Genomic DNA, 22973 nt, shown 5'->3' on the forward strand with positions numbered 1-22973 from the left:
TTACAACTACTTATATTTTCTTCTTAACTGCCCACATGCTCCACTTATATCTGATCCCATAGATATTCTAACTGTAGCAGGTATATTTTGTTTTTCTAAGCTATCTCTAAACTTGTATATAAATGTTTTATCAGGCTTCTCATAATCTCTTTCTTCAACCTTATTTATTGGTATAAGGTTAACATGGCATAACATTCCCTTTAAAAGCTTAGCTAGCGCATTAGCATGCTCTTCAGAGTCGTTTACACCTTTTATTAAAGAATATTCAAATGTAACCCTTCTATTAGTTTTCTTTATATAATATCTACAAGCATCTAATATTTCTTTTATTGAGTATGCATTAGCTATAGGCATTATTTCTTTTCTCGCTTCATCAAATGGTGAATGTAGAGATAATGCAAGATTTATTGGTAACTCTAAATCTGCAAATTCATACATTTTTGGCGCTACGCCACACGTTGATAAAGTAATATGTCTATACCCTATATTTAAACCATTCTTATCATTAACAACCTTTAAGAATTGCTTCGTATTATCAAAGTTATCTAATGGTTCACCACTTCCCATTAAAACAATATTCGATACTCTTTTCCCTGTATCCTCTTGTATCTTCATAATTTGATCTAAAATTTCCCATGGTTCTAAGTTTCTTATAAGTCCATCCATAGTCGAAGCACAGAATCTACACCCCATTCTACAACCTACTTGATTAGATATACATACTGTAACTCTACTTTCATAGTCCATCATTACTGTTTCTATTATATTTCCATCATCTAATAAAAATAAATACTTCTTAGTTCCATCCACTTTTGACTCAAGTTTAAGCTCTACTTCTAAGTTTCCTATATATGAAACTTCTTCTAGCTTATCTCTAAGACTTTTAGGAATATTATTCATATCATTAAAGGTCTTCGCACCTTTATATATCCATGAATAAATTTGGCTTCCTCTAAAGGGTTTTTCACCTATAGTTTTCATAAACTCTTTAAGTTCATCTTCTGTAAAGTTTTTTAATGCTACTTTTTTATTTTCCATAAATATCACTACCTTACTCTTTTAAATTTAGCTATAAAGAAACCATCCATACCATGAATATTTGGATATATCTTTAAATATCCCTTATCTTCATTCTCTAAATCTACATTTACTTCATCTATTGGCACAAGTTCGAAATTATTATTTTCTCTCAAGAAAGCTTGTACCACTTCGATGTTCTCAGCATCCTGAATAGTACATGTACTATATACTAATGTTCCACCTATTTTAACATATTTAGATGCATTTTCAAGTATTGTCTTTTGTATAACTGGTAAATCCTTAAGTTCCGCCTTTTCTTTATATTTTATCTCTGGTTTTCTTCTTATTATTCCAAGGCCTGAACAAGGAACATCAGCTAAAACATAATCAAATTTATCTATACAACTTTCATCCACTACAGATGCATCACTTTTTTCTACTATTACATTTGTAAGACCTAATCTATCTACAGTTGACTTAATAAGCTTTAGTTTATGATCAAATACATCTCTAGCCACTACTGTACCAGTATTATTCATAAGTGTTGCAAGATGCGTAGACTTACCTCCAGGAGCACTACATACATCTATAACTAATGAATTTTCTTTTGGATTCATAACTTTACCAACTATCATAGAACTAATATCTTGTATTGTAAATAAGCCATCTTTAAATAACTTATTATTTTCAATATTTTTAAGGTTTTCAACTCTAATAGCTTCTTCAACAGTAGGAACCTTGCTACACTTAATGTTACTCTCTTCTAGTAGCTTTATAAGTTCATCTCTATTAATCTTAGTAGTATTAGTTCTTATGTATAAGCTTGATTTCTCACTATTTGCCTCTAATAAATCTTCAGTAAACTCTTTTCCAAAAGCATTTACCCAGTTTTTTATTATCCAAGGTTGATAAGAATATTTTGTAGCAAAGTACATAATAGTATCACTATCATCTAACTCTATTACACTCTCTTTATTTCTTATAACATTTCTCAAAATTGCATTAACGAATCCAGAAGATCTTTTATCATACTTTTTACATAAATTAACAGTCTCATTAACTGCCGCATGATCAAGAATACTGTCTAAAAATACAATCTGATAAATGCCCATTCTAAGCAATATTTTAACATAAATTGATAACTTTTTCGCCTTAATCTTAGAAAGTTTATCAATAATATAATCAAGATAATATTTGTTCTCAACCACCCCATAAATAATCTCAGTAACAAGCCCTCTATCTTGATCACTCAAGTTAACTTCTCTAAAATGTTTGTTAATCGCGATATTAGAATAATTTTCATTTTTCTCTATATCATAAAGCACTTTAAGCGCAATTTCTCTAGCGTTCATTATATATTTTCTCCTTCTATTAAAGAATTTTTGAGTTGTTTAAAATATTAAGATTTATCGTAAAACCAGCGAAGGGGAGATATATAAGTGCAGTAGCATTTGCAGGCCCGCTCTTGGCCTGCATGCCTACAAACTTATATACCTCCCCGAAGCGGCGTTTAACCGATAAATCTTATTTTAACATAATCTCTATATTCTAGTCATTTCTTCTTTCTGCTATTGCTAATAATCTTACTAATTGAAGCACAGAAGTAAGTGCCGCTGCAACATACGTAAGTGCCGCTGCTGTTAACACACTTCTACTTTGACGTACTTCTTGACCTTCAACGATTCCTAAGTCTCCCATTTGAGCTATAGCCCTACTTGATGCATTAAACTCTACAGGTAATGTTATTATTTGGAATACTACTGAAGCAGAGAATAATAATATACCTATTTTTAATGCTGGACCTCCTGTAAAGAAAAGTCCTATAGCTATTAAAAACCAAGACATATTAGAAGCAAAACTCACAACTGGAACTAAGCTATTTCTAAGTTGTAATGGAGCATATCCTTTAGCATGCTGTATCGCATGACCACACTCATGACATGCAACTGCAACTGAAGTAATAGATGTTCCATAATACACATCTTGAGATAACCTTATTACCTTACTTCTTGGATCATAGTGGTCACTTAAACGACCTCTAGTCATGTCTATTTTAACGTCATATAAGCCATTTGCATCTAATAATCTTCTTGCTGCCATTTCTCCAGTGTATCCTCTACGTGTGTTTACTCTAAAGTATCTACTTGTAGTAGAAGTTACTTTAAATTGAGCATACATAGTAAATAATATTGCTGGTATCAATATAAACATAGTTGGATCAAAACGGAATCCATAATAATACGGATACATATACAACACTCTCCTATTATTTTAAGTTAGAAGCAGTAAAGAATTCTATTGCTTTTTCTACTTCTTTAATATCTATACTTGTATCTACACAAGGACCATTTGGCCTTTTGTTAAATACACCTAACACAGGGATTTTATTTATGTCTTGTACTCCTGATGTCAAATCTCTTTCACAAGCCACAGCTATTACTGCCTTAGGTCTATTATCCACTATAATTTTTCTAGCTAAAGTTCCACCTGTTGCAATAAAAACTTTAACATTAGCTTCTTTCTTTAACCTAACTAAATCACCTACATTACATATACCACATTGTTTACAGTTTTCTACTTCATTAGTTACTTTTAATTTGCAACTATGGTTTTGAATACAGTGAGGTGTAAGTATCATAATATCTTCCGGCTTTAAATTATAGCTATTACTGTATATATATTTATTATTTAGTTTAATATACACTTTTCTTATATCATTTTTTGATATTCCCATTATATTACCTATACCAGTTAAAACAGGGAATAGTATTGTTACTATTTTAAAGTTTAGACTCATTAATTTTGAATCAACGTCTTTATCTTTTATTATTCTGTAAGTAATTATTGTTGAAAATACTATGATTAACATAATAACTATAGCTATAGTATTCATTATTATTGAAAATACCTGTGTCAAACTTGATAATAATACATTTATTATTGTTGTACCTATTATAAGTGTTCCCAAAAGAACACCTACAATAGTTATATATTTCTTAGTATCAGTCATATATTAATTATCCAAGTACTACGTCTGTTTCTATAGAATTTCCTTTGATATATTCCGCTACTTGTACTCTTTTCTTACCAGGCATTTGTATCTCTTCAACTAAAATCACCTTATCATTTGTACTAACTCTTATTCCTTCTTTATCAACTTTAAGTATTGTCCCAGGTGCTTTACTACTTTCCTCATTTAATACTTTAGTCTTCCAGATTTTCATTGTTTGATCGTTGTAATTTGCATAAGCACTTGGCCAAGGATTAACTCCTCTAACTAAGTTATGAACTACCTTTGCAGACTTTGTAAAATCTACATGTCCTAATTCTTTGTTCATCATTGGAGCATATGAGAATTCTTCATGGTTTTGAACTTCTCTAGGTGCTTCACCTTTTTCGATTAACTCTAAAGTTTCTCTTAAAGTTTCTGCTCCTATTTCCTTCATTTTATCATGAAGTTCTCCTGCTGTTATTTCATCATCAAGATTAAATTCAGTCTTTAATATCATATCACCTGTATCTAAACCTTCATCCATGTACATTGTAGTTACACCAGTTTTTTCTTCACCATTTATTATTACCCAGTTTATAGGTGCTGCTCCTCTATACTTTGGAAGCAGTGATACGTGAACATTTATACATCCAAGCTTTGGTATGTCTAGTATTGACTTTGGAAGTATTTGTCCAAATGCAACAACTACTATAACATCTGGATTTAATTCTTTTAAAGTTTCAACAAAGCTTTCTTCTCTAGCTTTTACTGGTTGATATACTGGTATATCATATTTAAGTGCAAGTTCCTTAACTGGAGGCATCCCCATTTTTTTGCCTCTACCAACTGGCTTGTCTGGTTGAGTTACTACACCTATTACTTCGTGTTTTTCATCTATTATTTTTTGTAAACATCCAGTTGCTATATCTGGAGTTCCCATAAATACTATTTTCAAAATTATCAGCTCCTACTACTTTTCTATTTTATCTACAAATAATACTCCATCTAAGTGGTCTATTTCGTGGCAGAACGCTCTTGCTAAAAGTTCTTCACCTTCTATTTCAAATAATTGACCTTGTCTGTTATATGCTCTTACTTTTACAACATACGGTCTAGTAACAGCTCCTGATTCGCCTATAACACTTAAACAACCTTCATCATCAGTTTGAGTTCCTGAAGTCGCAATTATTTCTGGGTTTATAAGTTCTATTATTCCATCTCCAACATCTATAATAGCTATTCTCTTTAAAATTCCAACTTGTGGCGCTGCAAGACCTACACCATCAGCAGCGTACATAGTGTCTGCCATATCATCTAATAATTGTATTATTTTATCATCTATTTTTTCTACTGGTTTACACTTTTTTCTTAGTACTTGATCTCCTATTTGAACTATTTGTCTTAATGCCATATTTATTCCTCCTAAATTTATAATACAGTATTTGGATTAATATCAATTGATATATTAATATCTTTGTTAAATACTACATCTCTCTTTGTTATACATATATATTTTATTATACCCTTTAATAAATTTATTTCAATATTATCATCTTTAAATAATATCTGCCATCTATAATTTTGGTTTATTTTACTAATAGAGCATGGGTTAGGACCTAAAATAAAATCAAAATCCTCTATTCCTCTTTGCTTAAGAATATATGTAAGAGAGTTATACATATTTCTAGCATTTTTTTCAACCATCTTTTCATTTTCTCCACTTAATACAACACTTAGCATATTATTAAAAGGAGCATATCCAAAGGCTTTTCTTATTTTTATTTCATCTTCATAGAAGTGTTCGTAATCATAGTTAATAGCTCTTCTTATTGCATAGTGGTCAGTGTCATAAGTTTGAAGTATAACAGTTCCTTCTTTATCTGCCCTTCCCGCTCTTCCTGATACCTGTGTTATTAACTGGAAGGTAGTTTCAGAGCTTTTAAAATCTGGGAAGTTTAGTATCATGTCAGCTGATAATATACCTACCAAGGTGACATTATCAAAATCTAGACCTTTACTTAACATTTGTGTACCTATAAGTACTTGAGCTTCTTTATTATTAAACTTATTAAGAATTTCTTCCATTGACCCTTTTTGAGAGGTAGTATCTTTATCCATTCTTAATACTCTAATATTTGGAAATATGCTTTTTATCTCTTCTTCAATTTTTTGAGTCCCTATTCCAAAAGGCTTAATATAGTTACTTTTACACTCTGGACATTCTGTAGGTATTTCTATTTCATATCCACAGTAATGACAACGCCCTACATTATTTCTTTTGTGGTAAGTAAGAGATATATCACAGTTTTCACATTGAAATACATATGAGCATTGTCTACATGATATAAAGTTACTATATCCTCGTCTGTTTAAAAATAATATTACTTGATTATCATTTTTTATAGCTTCTTCTATTTCTTCATGTAGCTTATAACTAAATATACTCTTATTTCCATTTGTTAGCTCATTTTTCATATCCACTACTTGTATCTTTGGTAGAGGCTTTTTATTTGCTCTATTCTTTATAGTAATTAAATCATAATCACCAGTTTCAGCTCTATAATATTCATCAATTGATGGAGTAGCAGAACCTAGAACTAATGATATATTATTTTTTATAGCCATAAATCGTGCAACTTCTATAGTACTAAACTTAGGATTTTTCTCTGATTTATAAGAAGATTCATGAAACTCATCTATAATTATTACACCTAAGCTATTAAAAGGAGCAAACAATGCAGATCTTGCACCTATTAATATTCTTATTTTACCTGCTTTTATAGCTTTATAAACATCATGTTTTTGACCTTCTGAAAGTTGACTATGGAATACTCCAACAATATCACCAAATCTATTTTTAAGTCGTGCTATTGTTTGAGGAGTTAATGAAATCTCTGGAACTAAAAATATACTATCTAAGCCTTGGCTTAAAGCATAATCTATTATCTCCATATAAACTTCAGTCTTACCACTTCCAGTAACCCCATGAATCATGTACGGCTTCTTATGTTCCTCAAACATTTCAGAAGTTATTTTATTAATAGCGTATTTCTGTTCATTATTTAATATAATTTCTTTTGAAGATGCTTTATAAATACTATCAGGCTTTCTATAATAATCTTTAAACTCTAGATTTATAAGTTCTTTACTATGTAAAGAAGTAATACTACTTTTAGATGCACTAACTAGCTCCATTAAGTCATTTATTTCTACCTCTTCATTATACTTTAAGAAGTGTAATATTTCTTTTTGCTTAGAACCAAGAGATATTTTATTATCTGCAATATGCTCATCTATTTCATTTTGATCTATGCTTAATGACACATAGCATATCTTTTTTTCATTTTTATGATTTTTATATTCCCATTTTAGATTTATAAGTTCTTTTTTCCTCATCCTATCCAAAATGTTATTTACATTTTTTATATCTTTAAGCTTTTCAACTTTTAAAGGACCCTTACTTTCAAGTATCCTTTTTATTATTTTCTTCTCATTATCATTTAAATCACTTATATATGCTTTTAAATGCATCTCACTTAAACTTACTAACTCTTCTCCCAAAGTAGCAACCTTATAATTATTTAGTTTATAACCTTTAGGATATATTAAATTTATACAATCAATATAAGTGCACAAATATCTATTCTTCATCCAATTTACCAATTCTAAATCTTCCACCCTAAAAATAGGATTTTCATCTAATAAATCGGCAACATTCTTAATTCTAAAGCTCTCTTCTAATTTATCCACGATCTCAAAAACAAAAGCCTCAGTAGGCTTATTACCCATTCCAAAAGGAACTAAAACCCTATGTCCAACCTTTAAATCCTCAATAAGAAAATCAGGTATCTTATAAGTAAACAAATTATCTGTATGTACAGTATTACTTCTAACAACAACCTTAGCAAATCTCTCCACAGTCTCACCTCCCTTTTCCCACTCTTATCTTTAATATTATTTGTTATATTTTTCGTCTTAGTCTTATCTTTTTTTCTTATACCTTCTCCAAACTAATAATGTAAAGTCATGCGTATAAATAAAAGGGGTGTCTCATGACATAAAATTTGAGAAGTACACCAGCGAAGGGGAAAGTATAAGATCGTCTTTCATTTGCAGACCCGATCTTGGTCTGCATGAAAGCGAAATTATACTTCTCCCCGTAGCGGCGTATCTCCGATAAATTTTATGTCGAGACATCCCCTTATTTATTAAGTAGCGACTTTACTTTATCTAGTATCACATTCGCTACTTGGTCTTTTTTCATTTTAGGGAATTCTTCTATATTCCCATTTTTATCAATAATCTTCACAATATTAGTATCAACGCCAAAGCCTGCACCTTCTTGTGTAAGATCATTTGCTACTATGAAATCAAGATTTTTCTTAGTAACTTTACCTTTAGCATTTTCTAACAGGTCGTTAGTTTCTGCTGCGAAGCCAACTAAGATTTTATCTTTCTTAATCTTTCCTATTTCATATGCAATATCCTTATTTCTATCTAAACTAATAACTAAATCGTCATCACTTTTCTTTATCTTTTTAGTACTATAATCTTTTGGCTTGTAATCAGCTACTGCTGCACTTTTTATTACAACTTGGTTTTCATCTAAGTTTTCTAATACTGCTTCATACATTTCTTCTGCAGATTCGATTTTAATAAGCTTCTTAAGATTTTGTGGTGGATTTAATTTAGTAGGTCCAGTAATAAGAGTAACATTAGCTCCTCTACTTATAGCAACTTGCGCTATTGCGTATCCCATTTTACCTGTAGATCTATTAGTTATGTATCTCATTGGGTCTAAACTTTCTACAGTAGGTCCAGCTGTTATTATCATACTTGTCCCTTTTAAATCTTCTTCAACACTTAAAAGTTTAACTACTTCCTCTACTATGGTTTCAGGGTTAGCTAATTTACCTTTTCCAGTATCACCACAAGCAAGTCTTCCACTTTCTGGCTCAACAAAACTATATCCTAATTCTTTTAAACTATTTATGTTTCTTTGAACTATAGGATTTTCATACATATTAGTATTCATCGCTGGTGCAATAAGTACCTTACCTTTTGTAGCCATAACAGTTGTAGTTAACATATCATCAGCTATACCATTTGCCATTTTTCCTATAACATTAGCTGTAGCTGGTGCTATTAAAAATACATCTGCTTTTTTCGCTAGTGAAATATGTTCAACATCCCAAGTTTTTGGTTCTTCAAACATATCGCTAACTACATAGTTTTGGCTTAGTGATTGGAATGTTAGCGGCGTAACAAATTCAGCTGCGCTTTTAGTCATTATAACGTGAACATTTACACCAAGTTTTCTTAGTCTACTTACCACGTCACAAGATTTATATACTGCTATTCCTCCACTTACACCAAGTACAACAGTCTTATTACTAAACATTTAGATTACTCCTCTTCTGTAGTTATCTCTAATTCTTGAGCTTGTAATGCTTCTGCTAAATCAACTTCTTCTTGAGTTAATATTCTGTAGTGTATTTCACCTTCAGCAACTTCTTGAGTAGCTAAACTAACTGGCTTAGTTTCTTTATTTTTATCAAATACATATGGAGCTGAACCGTCGATTATTTCTCTCGCCCTCTTTGATACTGTAGTTACTAAGTAGTATCTGTTGTCTATTTTGTCTAATACGTCGTTTATAGATGGTTTTAACATATTATAATTCCTCCTTGAACTTATCTATTATATTATTTTTATATCTTGTAACTTTATTCTTTTCAGCACATATTATACTTTCTATCTGCTTAACAGAATCATTAACATCTTTATTAACTATGAAGTAATCATAGTTTACTATTTGGTTTATTTCTTCAAAGGCGCAGCTGAATCTCTTTTCGATTTCTTCAACTGTTTCTGTTCCTCTTCCAACTATTCTATTCTTTAGCTCTTCTAAAGATGGTGGAAGTACAAATATAAACACTCCGTCTGGGCAAACATCTTTCATTTGCTTTGCACCTTGCATTTCTATTTCTAAGATAACATCTTGTCCTCTATCTAAGCATTCCATTATAGCTTCCTTTGGAGTACCATAGAAGTTATCATATATTTGAGCATATTCTAAGAATTCGCCATCCTTAATCATTATTTCAAATTTTTCTTTACTTATAAAGAAATAATTTACTCCGTCAACTTCCCCGTTTCTTGGCTTTCTTGTCGTAGCTGATACCGAAAGTTTTATCTGGTCATTGTCTTTTAATAACTCCTTACATATAGTACCTTTTCCAGCCCCTGATGGACCTGATACTACTAGTAGTAGGCCTTTTCTTTTAACCATTAGTATATTCTTCCTTTCCAATTGTCATTTAATAATCTATAAATATCTTTTAAAATAGTATTATTCTATGTTTTGTATTTGCTCTCTTATTTTTTCTAACTCGCTTTTTACTTCAACTACTAAGTTAGTAATATTTAAGTCTGAAGACTTAGAACCTGTTGTGTTAGTTTCTCTATTCATTTCTTGAATTAAGAAATCTATCTTTCTTCCTATAGATTCATCTTTAACTACAGTCTTTTTAAGTTGCTCTATATGACTTCTAAATCTTACTATTTCTTCCGTAATACTTGCTTTATCAGCATATATTGCTACTTCTTGAGCTAATCTATTTTCATCTATTATACTAGGATCTTCTACTAATTCATTTATTCTAGTATTTAACTTTTCTTTATAATCAATAACAACATTATATGAGTATTTTTCTATCTCTTCAATATAATTTTTAAGAAGATCGCATCTCATTATAACATCATCAGCAAGCTTTTTACCTTCTTCGCTTCTCATTTCTTTTAATTTTATAAGAGCTTCTTCAACTGCTTGCTTTAACATTGACCAAAGTAAATCTTCATCTTCTTCTTTTTCTTCACTTTTTATAATATCAGGAAACTTTGCTACACTCATAACACTTATATCATCTACTAAGTCAAACTTATCTTTTATCTGCTTTAGCATGTTTACATATTGAGTTGCCAACGCTTCATCGAATTTTAAGTTTACATCCTCACTACCTAATAAGTCAAGTTTTATGTATAAATCAACTCTACCTCTTTTAACGTGATCTTTAACTAAATTTCTTACCTTATCTTCTAAAAATGAAATTTTTCTTGGAAGACGCACATTTATATCACAATATTTGTGATTTATAGTTTTGCATTCTACTAAAAAGTAGTAGTTGTCATCTTTATATTCTCCTCTTCCAAAGCCTGTCATACTTACAGCCATATTATACCTCCAAAGTTCCTTCACATATTTTTACTGCTTCACCTGTCATATAAACAAACTCTTCTATATCTATCTTAATAGTTCCACCTTGAGAGGTAACATTTACACTTTTTCCTACTTTATTTAAATAATTACATATGATTGCACTTGCTGTCATTCCTGTTCCACAGCCTAAAGTGTATCCGCAACCTCTTTCCCAAGTATGAACAGATATATTTTCATAGTCATTGACTTTGACAAAGTTTACATTAGTCCCATTAGGGAATATCTTATGCTTTTCTATTTCTTTTCCATATTTATGTACTTCATCTATATCTAAGTTATCAACTAAAATTATTGTATGGGGAACACCCATTAACATAGATGATAATTTAAATTCTTTATCTAATATTTTTAACTCTTCGTTTATGAATATTTCTTTCTGAGAAATTACTGGTATGTCATTAACAAGAAAACTTCCTTTTCCCATGTTTACTTTTATATTTATTATATTGCCATTTTCATCAAGGTTTAGGTTTACCTTTTTTATTCCATCTAATGTATCTACATTAAATTCATTTTTCTTAACTATATTATTGTCATAAATAAACTTTACAAAACATCTAAGTCCATTTCCACACATGGCTGCTCTAGAGCCATCAGAATTGAAGTATACCATTTCTATATCTGCATTATTTGAGCTTTTTACAACTAATAATCCATCTGCTCCTATTCCAAATCTTCTATGACAATATTTTTCAGCCATTTTTGAATAACTTGAAGCTTCTTTTTCATCAAATCTTCCATCGATTGCAACAAAATCATTACCTATTCCATGTAACTTCCAAAACTTCATAATCTCGCCCCTTATAATTAAATCTCTAACTTAGTATTATACAATATTTAAGAGCCTTGTGCTAGGTATGAATTTGGTCTAAACAATTATTCCAAACCATTTAACTGTACCATATTCTTCAAAACCACATTTTTTTGCTAACCTATGAGATGCTTCGTTGTCTTTAATAATATGAAGAAATGGTATTTTATTATCTTTTAAAAGTTTATCAATCACATCCAAAGTGACATCTATTGCAAATCCTTCTTTTCTAAATTCTTCTTTAGTAAACATCGGTCCCATAGAGTTATCATCATGAAGAAGTAACCAAGATGCTATTTTTCCATTTTGATATACACAAGAATTATGTCTATTATATATAGAATCTCTTATTCCATGTATACTCTCATCATCTTTAAAAGTATAATATTCATTTATAACATAATCATCTTCTATCTTAACTGGCATCACATTAGATTTTATCTTCCCAGTATCTACAGATTTATCTTTATAATAATATAAAGAGCATACACTTTCCCAGTCTACTTCAAATTTATCTTTTATTCTGTCTGCTATCTCGCTTTTTAATGCTGAGAATCCATAATATCCTTTATTCTTTAATATATGTTCAATAATCTTATCTGTAAATTCCTCATTTTTAGTATAAATATAATTAAAATATCCATTATTTACAAAAACGCCACTCGGATTCTCTATATCGTCAACACAAATCTTAGCTTCTTTTGAATTTTCAATTATGCCAAATATATTTAAGTTTGTTATAATATCCTCTTCTAATAATTTTTTTATCTTATCATTAAAACTCGTTTGTACTAACATTAAATCACCTTCTCCTTCCACTTATCTTTTTTATAGTAGAAAATAATAATTATAGCTTCTATAATCACAGATAGAGCTATTGCTAGCCATACACCATTTGTACCCATATTAAAAATTCTTGAAAACAGATATGCTAAAGGTAACTTTAACAATACATTAGCAACAATTGATGCTATCATAGGCGGCAATGTATCCCCCGCACCTTGAAATACGCCACCTAATATCATAGGAAAAACTACAAATAGTATTCCTATATAGACTATTCTTAAATAACTAATTCCCATATTTATAACCTGAACATCTTTAGTAAATATCATCATTATTTCCCTAGGAAATATAAAGTAAGGCACAGAAAATACTACCATATTAATCATCGCCAATATCATTCCGGATTTAATTATTTCTTTGCATTCTTCCAAATCATTGCTGCCTAAACTCTGCCCAACTAATATGGCAATAGCTATAGATAATCCATTTAAGAAGATAAATGTATAATTTAAAATCTGTTGTCCAGCTGAAAATGCTGCACTACCTGCCTCTCTACCTACATAATATACAAGACTTGCCATAAGCATTCCTGTAAAGGGTCTCGCTCCCTCCTTTATACAGGCCCAACTTCCTATTCTTAGTATTCTAAAACTAGTATTTTTAGATATTTTTAATTTTTTTACAAAAGTGGTGATTTTACCATCATATAATCTTTTTACAATTACTACGTTGATAATCACAAAACTAAATATTGTAGATATTAAAGTAGCTAAGGCTGCTCCCTTAACTCCTAATCCAAATGTAAAGATAAATAATGGGTCCAATATAATATTTAAAATATTTGATAGTCCGAAAATATACAGAGGTGTTTTTGTATCACCTAAGGCTTGCAGAATTGTTCTTAATGTTGATGATATGAATACAAATACAGTCCCTAAAAAAGCTATAACAGCAAACTCATATGCATATGTTAATGTTTCTATGTCTGGGTCAAATAATAGTTTTAAAAATGATTTTGCATAAAAGCAACATACTACAGTACAAATAAGCCCTGTTATCAATGACATTAAATAAGCCTCTCCACTTATTGCTTTAACTTCTTCTATTTTTCCCTCTCCAAAATACCTTGATACTAGTGCTATCATCCCTGATGATACCAATGTTGATAATACAAATATTACTGTAAGTGCTGAATTTGAAATTCCAACAGAAGCTAATTGTACGGTTCCTAGTCTTCCCACAAAAATCATATCTACTGTAGATAGTAAACTTTGAAGTATCATACCAAGCATAACTGGCCATGATAGTTTAAATACTTTGTTCAATTATCATCACTTCTCTTTGTATAAATTTTATTTTTATTAATTAACTTTTGAATAATTTTTATGAAATGCCCTTTTTATGAATTTATTTAAGATAATACTTTTTACATAAGAAAATTGTAGTATATTAGTAGCCTATTATCAATTTAAATATATCCAAATGTTATTACATTTATTTTGATAATAGACATTGTTAAATTTAGTTTAATTTTTATAAATAATTATGACTATGCTAATTATTTATCCCTTATTATTTGAACCTATAATTCATCTTCATCAAAATTAAGATTAGAATGCGATTCTTTATAAATCTTCTTTCCTTTTACAAAGAAATATACTGTTGATACTAAAAGTATTGATGCTACAATAATGCCTTCTATTCCCCCTAGTAATTTAAATAATGTTAATGCCGCTACTATAAAGCTTACTACTGTTCTCATATACGCTAGATGTGTTCTTTCAATTGCTAATATTGTCCTGTCTATTGATAAACGATCACTTAGCGTAATGTCCTCTAGATTATTTTTATAGTTATCATACTTCATGTTCATTCCCCCTTATGCTAGTGATTCCTATATAATTTTAATTATTTTACCATATTATGTATATTTTTTCTCATGATTTTTAATTCTTTTTAAATAACTTCTCTAACTTTGCTAAGAATATATTTATATACTTAAATAAGTCCGCTATTCACATTACATATTTTATATGTAATAATTAGTTATATGAAAGTTTCACCTATGAAAGGAGCGATATTATGGCTTTAGATGGTTTAGTTATACATTCTATTGTAAATGAATTATCATCAAAGCTTTTAGGTGGTAAAGTTGATAAAATACAACAACCTGAAAGTGATGAATTAGTTTTACATATAAGAAACAACAAAGAAAATTATAAATTGGTTTTAAGTGCAAACTCATCAATTCCAAGAGTATACATAGCAAATGATTATAAAAAGGAAAATCCTCTTAAAGCACCTATGTTTTGTATGTTATTTAGAAAACATATTCAAGGTGGTAATATAGTAGGAATTTCTCAAGTTGGATTTGAAAGAATAATAAAAATATCAGTAGAATCTTTAGATGAGTTAAAAGAAAAGACTACTAAAGATATTATTATAGAAATAATGGGAAGACATAGTAATATAATACTTACTCATGCAAGTGATGATAGTATTATAGATTCTGCTAAAAGAATACCTACTAGTGTAAGTAGAGCTCGTCAAATATTACCTGGTCTTACTTATACACTTCCTCCTGAACAAAACAAGTTTAATCCATTAAATGATATATCTAATAATGAATTTAATGATGCTTTAAAGGAATTTGAGGGTCCAGTATTTAAAGGAATTTACTCAAAAATTTTAGGTATAAGCCCTATTGTTGCAAAGGAAATTTGTTTTAGAGCAAACATAGAAGAATCCTTAAAATCAAATGAATTAAGTAATGATGATTTAAACTCTTTATATAAGGAGTTTGATAACTTATTTAAGGATATAAGAAATAACAACTACTCACCATCTATGATAATTAATGAAAAAACAGATAGAGTTATAGATTTTAGTTGTGTAAATTTATCAATATACAATGATCTATCTTTTGTAAATAGTGATAGTATGTCTGACATAATTGAAAAATACTACAGAACTAAGGATATAAAAGATAGAATACATCAACGTTCTGCTGACTTAAAGAAAAGTATATCTATAAAACTTGATAGACTTTTAAACAAGCTTAAAAAACAAGAAGAGGAATTATTAGATTCTGAAAATGCTGAGACTTATAAAGTTAAAGGGGAGCTAATAACTTCTTACATTTATATGATTGAAAAAGGTATGGAAAGCGTAGAGCTTGCAAATTTCTACGATCCAAACTATTCAAATGTTACAGTAGATTTAAAGGTAAATCTTACTCCTTCTGAAAATGCTCAAAAGTATTTTAAGAAGTACAATAAGATGAAAACTGCTAAAAAGGAAATTACTCATCAGTTAGAAATAACTAAGGAAGAAGTGGATTATTTAGAAAATACCATCCTTAGTATAGAAAACTGTGAAAACTTAGCTGAGCTACAAGATATTAGAGAAGAGCTTATAAAGCTTGGTTATGCTAAAGCTCAAGGTAAGGCTAAGGCTAAAAACAAGAAAGAATCTGAACTTACTACTAAACCTCTTGAGTTTATATCTAGTGATGGATATAAAATACTTGTTGGTAAGAATAATAAGCAAAATGATCACCTTACTTTAAGGCTAGCTGATAATGATGATATATGGATGCATACGAAGAATATTCCTGGTTCTCACGTTATTATAAAGTGTGCCGGTCATGAAGTTAGTGATGAGACTTTAATGGAAGGAGCTATGCTTGCTGCTTTCTTTAGTAAGGGTAAGATGTCTTCTCAGGTTCCTGTTGATTATACTAAGAAGAAAAATGTTAAAAAGCCTAGTGGTTCTAAGCCGGGTATGGTTATTTATGAGACTAATAGTACAATATATGTAACCCCAAATGAGGAAACTGTGGCAAAACTTAAGGTAAAATAAAGGCTATTTGAAATAGAATTTTGGGTCGCAGAATCAGCGCTCCGGTAAGAGTGATAAGTTCACTTCCATGCAGGCAAAATACGCGCCTGCAAATGTCAGTTAAACTTATTCACTCTTACCTTCGCTAGATTCTGCTCCCAATTCATATTTTCAAAATAGCCTTTTTATTTTACGATTAAATTTTCCCATTGGTAAGAGTAAGTAATGATATATATTTTATAATTTCTAATACATATCTCCTTTTTGTATTTTCATTATAATATATTCAATTAGGTTATTATTTTCTAAGCGGGTTAATTTATCATGATGCACAAACCCTAATTTTTCGTAGGTTTTTATTGCTCTAGTGTTCCAGTTTCCTACTTTTAGAAATATATCCTTATTATGGTGTTTATTTAATTCAATCAACTCATTAATACATTTATTTGCAAACTCCCTACCTATTCCTTGACCACATAAGTCTGGTCTTAATGACCATCCTACCCACATTTCTTTATTTATCATTTGGCATGCTACATATGCCATTATGTGCTTATTTTCAGCTAAAACAAATTGCTCTCTTCCCCAAGAGCTACTATCTTTTAAGTATTGGTTTAGTTCTAAATCGTATACGTTGTATGGTTCTTCATATTTCCAGGTACATATATACTTTAGTATATCCTTATTCAAAGCAACTAGCTTGCACTCATCAATATTTATGATTCTTATCACCTCTTTTTAATACCTGTAATTCTTATATAATATTTACTATGCCACTATACATGGCTTCGTGTATCTTTACATCTAAATGGCTAATTATTAATTAAGGTCATTATTTATATACAACTTCAAACTCTTCAAATACTACTTCCATATCTTCATTAAATTCTAGACCTTGAGAATTTAATTCTCTAGTAAAGAATTCTATATGTACATCTCTCCAATATTTTAGAGACTTATCACCTTCACCTTCTATGTATGCTAGTTCTTCACCTACATTTTTAAAAGGTAATATCGTTACTTTCTTATTTCTGATTATGCATTCTGCTTTTCCGCTGAAGTTTGTTACTACACTGTAGTCTCCTTTTTGGGGTACAGGTTCATTGTCTATTTTGTACAAGTAATGTAAAGATGCTGTGCCTCTTTTAACTCCTCGTTTAACAAGGCTTACTAAATTATTTGCACTTTCTTCATTATCACAAAAATACCATGATGTGTATTTTTTCGTAGTGTTATTTAGATCTTCATCTATCGTTATTAGGTAGTTTTCCCACATTTCTCTAACTGATCTATGTTCTTTTATCATAAAATCCTCCCCCTGATATGCTACGTTTAAATATTCTTTTCTGTTTTAAATTTCATTTATTCGATAAATTTATATATTATTTGGCTAATATAATATTATTCATAGCTTGATTTATCGCCCATTTTTGATGTTCTAATGTTATTTTGTATTCTATTTCATTAGCAGATATCCATTCAAATTTATGATCATTTTCTATTGGTTCAATTACTTTATCTTTTATTTCTGTAAAATAATAATAACAAATAGGATTAAAGTACCTATTTAGTCCCTTTGAGAAACAATACGTTTCACTCTTACAAATATAGTCTTTTACCTCTACTTCAGATCCTGTTTCTTCTAATGATTCTCTTACTATACATTCCTCATGTGTCTCTCTATCTTCTATTCCACCACCAATTAAAAAGTTGCCCTTTGGTGTTTTAACAGTTGCTATTTTATTATCCTTTATTATTATTGCATAAACTCCTAAACGTTCATAATAGCTAACATCTTCTATTCTTTCTCCAAATATTTTATTAATCATGTTATCACCTTTGATTTCTCATATCTAAGAATCCTATAATATTTCATATAGTAATTTACTTAAGTTTTAATCTTAATATATCTAAATTATGTTCTTCATTCCTCATTTTTATGGTAGTTATTTTTTCTTGTTTGTATCCTAAAGAATCCCAAAACTTTTTACCCTTAACATTTTTTTCAATTACCCCTATCCTAAACTCATCAGCACCTTGACTTGTGGCATACTCTTTTATTTCTTCATGAATTATTTTACCTAAGTTTTTACTTCTTTCACTTGGCGATAGTAAAAGTAAACCAATCATCCAAGTTTTATTTTCAGGATAATTTTTAAATATGTCTACCATACCAATTAATAACCTTTCATTATTATATGCTCCAAGTGTTAAGGAGTCTTCCATTGTCTTTTTATCTGTATACTTAAAAATTTCAGCTATATCTTTATCAGTAGCATTTTCTCCACTACACATTATATGGTAATCTGAACATAAATCATAAAGGTACTTAATTTCAATATGGTTCTCATATGTTATAGGCCTAATTAAATACCCATTTTCTAATATTTCTTTTATCATATTATCCCTCCCCCCTTTAATTAGTTAAATTACATAGGTTACAATGATCATTAATTTAATCATAGCATAACAATATATACTATATTGATATAAACATAGTATAACGTTAAAAAGCCGAGATTTCTCTCGACTTTACTTTAAATATATTCATAGATCACTTTTATAAGAACATATAATACTCATCCACAAATATGAGCTATTATTTTATTAGTACTCCATACCCAATGTTTTGCTTCCACCAATCATACCTGCTCCAAACATTAGTGAAGATTTACCTGTTCTAAATTTATAAAGACTTAAATTATAGTTTATTTCTGGCTTTTCTAAATCAAATACTTTTTCATCTAAATTAAGAGCTTTAGGTATCCTAAATATTACTTTTTTTTCAGTTCCTGGATCTATTCCATATACTCCACCTTCAACGTGTCTATCTTCTTCATATCCTCTAAAATAAAAATCTTTATCGCTAGTCCATGTTCCGTCATCCTCTTTATAATCCCACTTATAGCTAAATGATAAATCTATATTATTTATAGTCGCTATATCTTTAGTACCATTCTTAACAACCATGGTAATTATATGATCATACCTATCTTCTTCATGACCTTTATATTCTATTGCTATTTGGTCAGGTAATGAATCAGGCTCTTCGCTTTCTCTAATAGTCATAGTATAAAATCCAATTAATAATAAAAATGGTATACAAATCATTAAACTTATTTTTATAAACTGCTTATTCATATTTTCTCCTCCTAATTAGCTATTTCTTTTTTAGCATATATTCTTGAGCTGATATACATTGATGCAATATACACTATTATTGAAATTCCACTTAAGATTAAGTATTTCGGCTCCACTAAACTCTTTGTAGTACCTTCTATCCATATGTCAGCTGTTGGTTTAGATGCAGAAAATACAGTGAATAAAGCAACTGCTATCATAATTAGGTTTGCAAAAATATAAGACTTGTTATATCCATATTTAAATACGATTGGGATACATATTGATATTACTAATAGCACAAGGCTAAGTGATATTAAAGCTACTTTTAAATTAATTAAATCAATATACCATATACCTTTCAACATTTTTGTATATAAAAATGTAAATATTAAAGATACTACCATGATGATTGTAGAAAATAAATATTTTCCATAAACTATGTCATCTTTTTCTATTGGCATACTGTTAAAAAATAAATCTGTCTTATTTAATTCATCTAGATAAAAACTTCTAAGTATGAAAATATAACTTATAAATAACGGTATTGCTATTCCTGCTACAGGCATTAAAATAAAAGAAAATAACAATAATCCAAAAGCTAATTTGCCAATAGTTTTTAAGTCTGCTTTAAAACAAGCTCTTAAGTCCTTTTTTATTAAATTAATCATTTATATTCTCCTTCCCATAATAATAAATTATTTCTTCTAGTGAAGCTTTATTTATGTTTGTAGCCTCTACTTCATAACCTGACTTTATAAATAATCCTTCGCTATAATAATGGCTATCTTTTCTACTTATAAGCTCTATACTTTCTAGTTCTTCTTTACTACCCTTAATTATTTTATAATTTTCATCTATATACTCTTTACTTTTGCTAAATACTAATTTTCCATTATTGATAAATGTAATATAGTCTGCTGCTTGTTCTAAATCTTGAGTTATATGAGTAGAAAATATTACACTTTTTTCCCCATTTTCTAACTCTTCTTGAAGTATATTAATCATTTCTTTTCTAAATATTGGATCAAGTCCTGAAGTAGGCTCATCAAGTATTAATAACTTTGCATTATGGCTTAATGCATTAGCTAGCATTAATTTAATTTTTTGTCCTTTTGAAAGTTTCCCAACCTTGGAATTCTCTGATATATTAAACTTTTGAATATAACTACCAAACTTTTCATTATCAAAGTTAAAGTAAAAAGATGAAACAGTCTTCTTAAAATCACTTACTTTTAAGTTTTCATAAAAATGCAAGTCATCATATACAAACCCAATATTTTCTTTGAGCTTTTTAGTATTATTTTTTATATTTTCTCCCATAAAATATATTTCTCCAGAATCACAATTAAGCAAATTCATTATTAACTTTATAAGTGTAGTCTTTCCCGAACCATTTGGTCCGATTAAACCCATAATAAAGCCTTCTTCTAGCTTAAAAGATATATTCTCTAGTTTAAAGCTTCCAAAATCTTTACTAACTCCTTTTAGTTCTAGCATTTTATTCCCCCTCATATAAGCTATCTAATATTTCTATCAACTCATCCTTAGTTAAACCTATCACCCTAGATAGATTTATGCTTTCCTCTAACTTATCTTCTATTTCTCTTATTTTAGCTTCATAAACAAGCTCTTTATTAAAAGATGATACATAACATCCCTTACCTGGAACAGTGTTTATCATCCCCTGTTTTTCAAGTTCTTCGTAAGCTCTCTTAGTAGTTATGAAACTTATATTCAAATCCCTTGCTAAAGCCCTCATTGAAGGCAACATTTGATTTTCCTCTAGCTTTCCACTTAATATAGCATTTTTAATTTGGTTTACAATCTGAAGATATATTGGTAGATCTGATGCATTTGAAATAATAATATTCATATTTATTCACCTCCCACACTGTATAATATGTATATACTGTATATATACATATTATACAGTTGTTCATAAAATTGCAACCCTATTTGTAAAAATATACGTAAAAAAGGTACTATGAAAATCCATAGTACCTTTTTACACTTATCTATACACAACAATTTAACTTATAGAGTTGAAAAACTCTTCATTTTTAGATATATAGTAATTGTTTGGGTTAATTTTATAAGCCTTATTATGATGATATTTTGATTTTTCAATATTATTTATTTTGAAATAACAAACAGAAAGTTGTAAATGTGGCTTCCAGGTCCAATATTCTGGAGATAAGAATCCATAGCACTCTCTAGGCATTTTCAAATTAAATATATATTTATACCAGCTGATTGCTTCTTCATATCGCTCTTCAGCTTTAAATATGTCTCCTATTCTATATAATGCCTCTGCTCTAGGTGTTGTGTATTCAAAGGTTTTATATAGGCTATTTCTAGCATTAATATAATCTCCTTTTTCGAAGTAGCAATCTGATACTTTACATTGAGAATCTATTTTTTCTTCTACCCAAGCATCCATTTTAGAAAACCTGTCTAAAACTTCTATTGCCTCATCATATAGACCATTATAGTATAATTCCTTACCATAATAGTACACGTCTCTAGTAGACAATATATGACCTTCCTTAATCTTATTTTTGTATATTCTTAAATTTCTATCTCCTACGTCATTTATTTTTTTATGTGTAATAGCTATATTGCTTTCATATACATTTCCTGTAACATGAAGAAATTCATGTATAAAACCAACCCATTTAAAATTATTTTTTCTTTTAACTAACCTATTTCTTTTGTATCTTAAAAGCGGTTGACCACTTTCATCTAGCCCCCTATGGTCGGTCATAGTAACAGTATCAACATTAGAATCCATGATATGTTTTAAGTTTAATAATAATCCTTGGTCTTTTTTTAAAAGCACTTCATCTGCGTCAATCCAAAATATGTATTCTTTTGTTGCCTTACTAAAAGAATAATTTCTAGCAACCGAAAAATCATCTATCCACTTAAAATCATAAATTTTATCTGTGTATTTCTTCACTATTTCTTTTGTTTTATCAGTAGATCCTGTATCTATAACAATAATCTCATCAACTATGTCTTTAACGCAATCTAAGCATCTTCCGATTACATCTTCTTCATTTTTTACTATCATACATAAACTTATTGAAATCATTTTACCCTCCAAAATAATATAAAATTTA

25 protein-coding genes are annotated in these 22973 nt (G+C 29.2%); 1 reads left to right on the forward strand and 24 read right to left on the reverse strand.

Going from position 1 to position 22973, the window contains the following annotated elements; translation table 11 throughout:
• Window positions 1–6: 6 nt before the first annotated feature.
• From rlmN to ACI48P_RS04605, 15 genes are all read right to left on the reverse strand, one after another.
• Entirely contained in the window at window positions 7–1038 is a 1032-nt protein-coding gene (gene rlmN, locus ACI48P_RS04535; RefSeq protein ID WP_475213890.1) for a dual-specificity RNA methyltransferase RlmN, read from the reverse strand.
• 8 nt (window positions 1039–1046) lie between these two features.
• On the reverse strand, window positions 1047–2372 hold the full coding sequence (gene rsmB, locus ACI48P_RS04540) for a 16S rRNA (cytosine(967)-C(5))-methyltransferase RsmB (protein WP_475213892.1): 1326 nt from the start codon (window positions 2370–2372) through the stop codon (window positions 1047–1049).
• Between the two features lie 196 nt (window positions 2373–2568).
• Window positions 2569–3270, reverse strand: a complete 702-nt coding sequence (locus tag ACI48P_RS04545) for a zinc metallopeptidase (RefSeq protein WP_475213894.1) — start codon at window positions 3268–3270, stop codon at window positions 2569–2571.
• 16 nt (window positions 3271–3286) lie between these two features.
• Complete coding sequence (locus tag ACI48P_RS04550) at window positions 3287–4030, reverse strand: DUF116 domain-containing protein (protein WP_475213896.1); 744 nt, start codon at window positions 4028–4030, stop codon at window positions 3287–3289.
• A 7-nt stretch (window positions 4031–4037) separates the two neighbouring features.
• A complete protein-coding gene (fmt, locus tag ACI48P_RS04555) occupies window positions 4038–4967 on the reverse strand; it encodes a methionyl-tRNA formyltransferase (protein WP_475213898.1) in 930 nt (309 codons plus the stop codon).
• A 15-nt stretch (window positions 4968–4982) separates the two neighbouring features.
• Entirely contained in the window at window positions 4983–5423 is a 441-nt protein-coding gene (gene def / locus ACI48P_RS04560; RefSeq protein ID WP_475213900.1) for a peptide deformylase, read from the reverse strand.
• Between the two features lie 17 nt (window positions 5424–5440).
• Window positions 5441–7930, reverse strand: coding sequence for a primosomal protein N' (gene priA / locus ACI48P_RS04565; RefSeq protein WP_475213903.1), 2490 nt, complete (start codon window positions 7928–7930; stop codon window positions 5441–5443).
• 283 nt (window positions 7931–8213) lie between these two features.
• On the reverse strand, window positions 8214–9413 hold the full coding sequence (coaBC, locus tag ACI48P_RS04570; protein WP_475213905.1) for a bifunctional phosphopantothenoylcysteine decarboxylase/phosphopantothenate--cysteine ligase CoaBC: 1200 nt from the start codon (window positions 9411–9413) through the stop codon (window positions 8214–8216).
• 5 nt (window positions 9414–9418) lie between these two features.
• Window positions 9419–9685, reverse strand: a complete 267-nt coding sequence (gene rpoZ / locus ACI48P_RS04575; RefSeq protein WP_475213907.1) for a DNA-directed RNA polymerase subunit omega — start codon at window positions 9683–9685, stop codon at window positions 9419–9421.
• Window position 9686: 1 nt separating this feature from the next.
• Complete coding sequence (gene gmk / locus ACI48P_RS04580; RefSeq protein ID WP_475213909.1) at window positions 9687–10304, reverse strand: guanylate kinase; 618 nt, start codon at window positions 10302–10304, stop codon at window positions 9687–9689.
• A gap of 60 nt (window positions 10305–10364) precedes the next feature.
• Window positions 10365–11246: a YicC/YloC family endoribonuclease gene (locus ACI48P_RS04585; RefSeq protein ID WP_475213911.1), complete on the reverse strand. Its 882-nt coding sequence runs from the start codon at window positions 11244–11246 to the stop codon at window positions 10365–10367.
• Window position 11247: 1 nt separating this feature from the next.
• Complete coding sequence (gene dapF, locus ACI48P_RS04590; protein WP_475213913.1) at window positions 11248–12081, reverse strand: diaminopimelate epimerase; 834 nt, start codon at window positions 12079–12081, stop codon at window positions 11248–11250.
• Between the two features lie 78 nt (window positions 12082–12159).
• Entirely contained in the window at window positions 12160–12900 is a 741-nt protein-coding gene (locus tag ACI48P_RS04595) for a GNAT family N-acetyltransferase (protein WP_475213915.1), read from the reverse strand.
• Window positions 12900–14213 carry an MATE family efflux transporter gene (locus ACI48P_RS04600; RefSeq protein WP_475213916.1) on the reverse strand — a complete coding sequence of 438 codons (1314 nt, stop codon included), beginning with the start codon at window positions 14211–14213 and terminating at the stop codon, window positions 12900–12902. Before ACI48P_RS04600 ends, ACI48P_RS04595 begins: the two co-directional genes overlap by 1 nt.
• A gap of 257 nt (window positions 14214–14470) precedes the next feature.
• On the reverse strand, window positions 14471–14755 hold the full coding sequence (locus ACI48P_RS04605; protein WP_475213918.1) for a DUF202 domain-containing protein: 285 nt from the start codon (window positions 14753–14755) through the stop codon (window positions 14471–14473).
• Window positions 14756–14970: 215 nt separating this feature from the next.
• Between ACI48P_RS04605 and ACI48P_RS04610 the strand changes: the two genes are divergently transcribed.
• On the forward strand, window positions 14971–16749 hold the full coding sequence (locus tag ACI48P_RS04610; RefSeq protein WP_475213920.1) for an Rqc2 family fibronectin-binding protein: 1779 nt from the start codon (window positions 14971–14973) through the stop codon (window positions 16747–16749).
• Window positions 16750–16974: 225 nt separating this feature from the next.
• Here the strand turns inward: ACI48P_RS04610 and ACI48P_RS04615 are convergent, their stop codons facing one another.
• The 9 genes from ACI48P_RS04615 to ACI48P_RS04655 all read right to left on the reverse strand — a co-directional run bounded on the left by ACI48P_RS04615 (window position 16975) and on the right by ACI48P_RS04655 (window position 22945).
• The gene (locus tag ACI48P_RS04615) at window positions 16975–17460 is read right to left on the reverse strand and encodes a GNAT family N-acetyltransferase (RefSeq protein WP_475213922.1); all 486 of its coding nucleotides are present in this window, start codon (window positions 17458–17460) and stop codon (window positions 16975–16977) included.
• A gap of 100 nt (window positions 17461–17560) precedes the next feature.
• Entirely contained in the window at window positions 17561–18034 is a 474-nt protein-coding gene (locus ACI48P_RS04620) for an ASCH domain-containing protein (RefSeq protein WP_475213924.1), read from the reverse strand.
• Window positions 18035–18110: 76 nt separating this feature from the next.
• Entirely contained in the window at window positions 18111–18557 is a 447-nt protein-coding gene (locus tag ACI48P_RS04625) for an NUDIX domain-containing protein (RefSeq protein WP_475213926.1), read from the reverse strand.
• A gap of 55 nt (window positions 18558–18612) precedes the next feature.
• Window positions 18613–19128 (reverse strand): GNAT family N-acetyltransferase, encoded by a 516-nt coding sequence (locus tag ACI48P_RS04630; protein ID WP_475213927.1) that lies wholly within the window; start codon window positions 19126–19128, stop codon window positions 18613–18615.
• Window positions 19129–19335: 207 nt separating this feature from the next.
• On the reverse strand, window positions 19336–19869 hold the full coding sequence (locus ACI48P_RS04635) for a hypothetical protein (protein WP_475213929.1): 534 nt from the start codon (window positions 19867–19869) through the stop codon (window positions 19336–19338).
• Between the two features lie 11 nt (window positions 19870–19880).
• Window positions 19881–20519, reverse strand: a complete 639-nt coding sequence (locus ACI48P_RS04640; RefSeq protein WP_475213931.1) for an ABC-2 transporter permease — start codon at window positions 20517–20519, stop codon at window positions 19881–19883.
• A complete protein-coding gene (locus tag ACI48P_RS04645) occupies window positions 20512–21348 on the reverse strand; it encodes an ABC transporter ATP-binding protein (protein ID WP_475213933.1) in 837 nt (278 codons plus the stop codon). Before ACI48P_RS04645 ends, ACI48P_RS04640 begins: the two co-directional genes overlap by 8 nt.
• 1 nt (window position 21349) lies before the next feature.
• A complete protein-coding gene (locus ACI48P_RS04650; protein WP_475213934.1) occupies window positions 21350–21724 on the reverse strand; it encodes a GntR family transcriptional regulator in 375 nt (124 codons plus the stop codon).
• 156 nt (window positions 21725–21880) lie between these two features.
• A complete protein-coding gene (locus tag ACI48P_RS04655) occupies window positions 21881–22945 on the reverse strand; it encodes a glycosyltransferase (RefSeq protein WP_475213937.1) in 1065 nt (354 codons plus the stop codon).
• Window positions 22946–22973 lie beyond the last annotated feature (28 nt).

Source organism: Romboutsia sp. LXY-2, assembly GCF_056171995.1.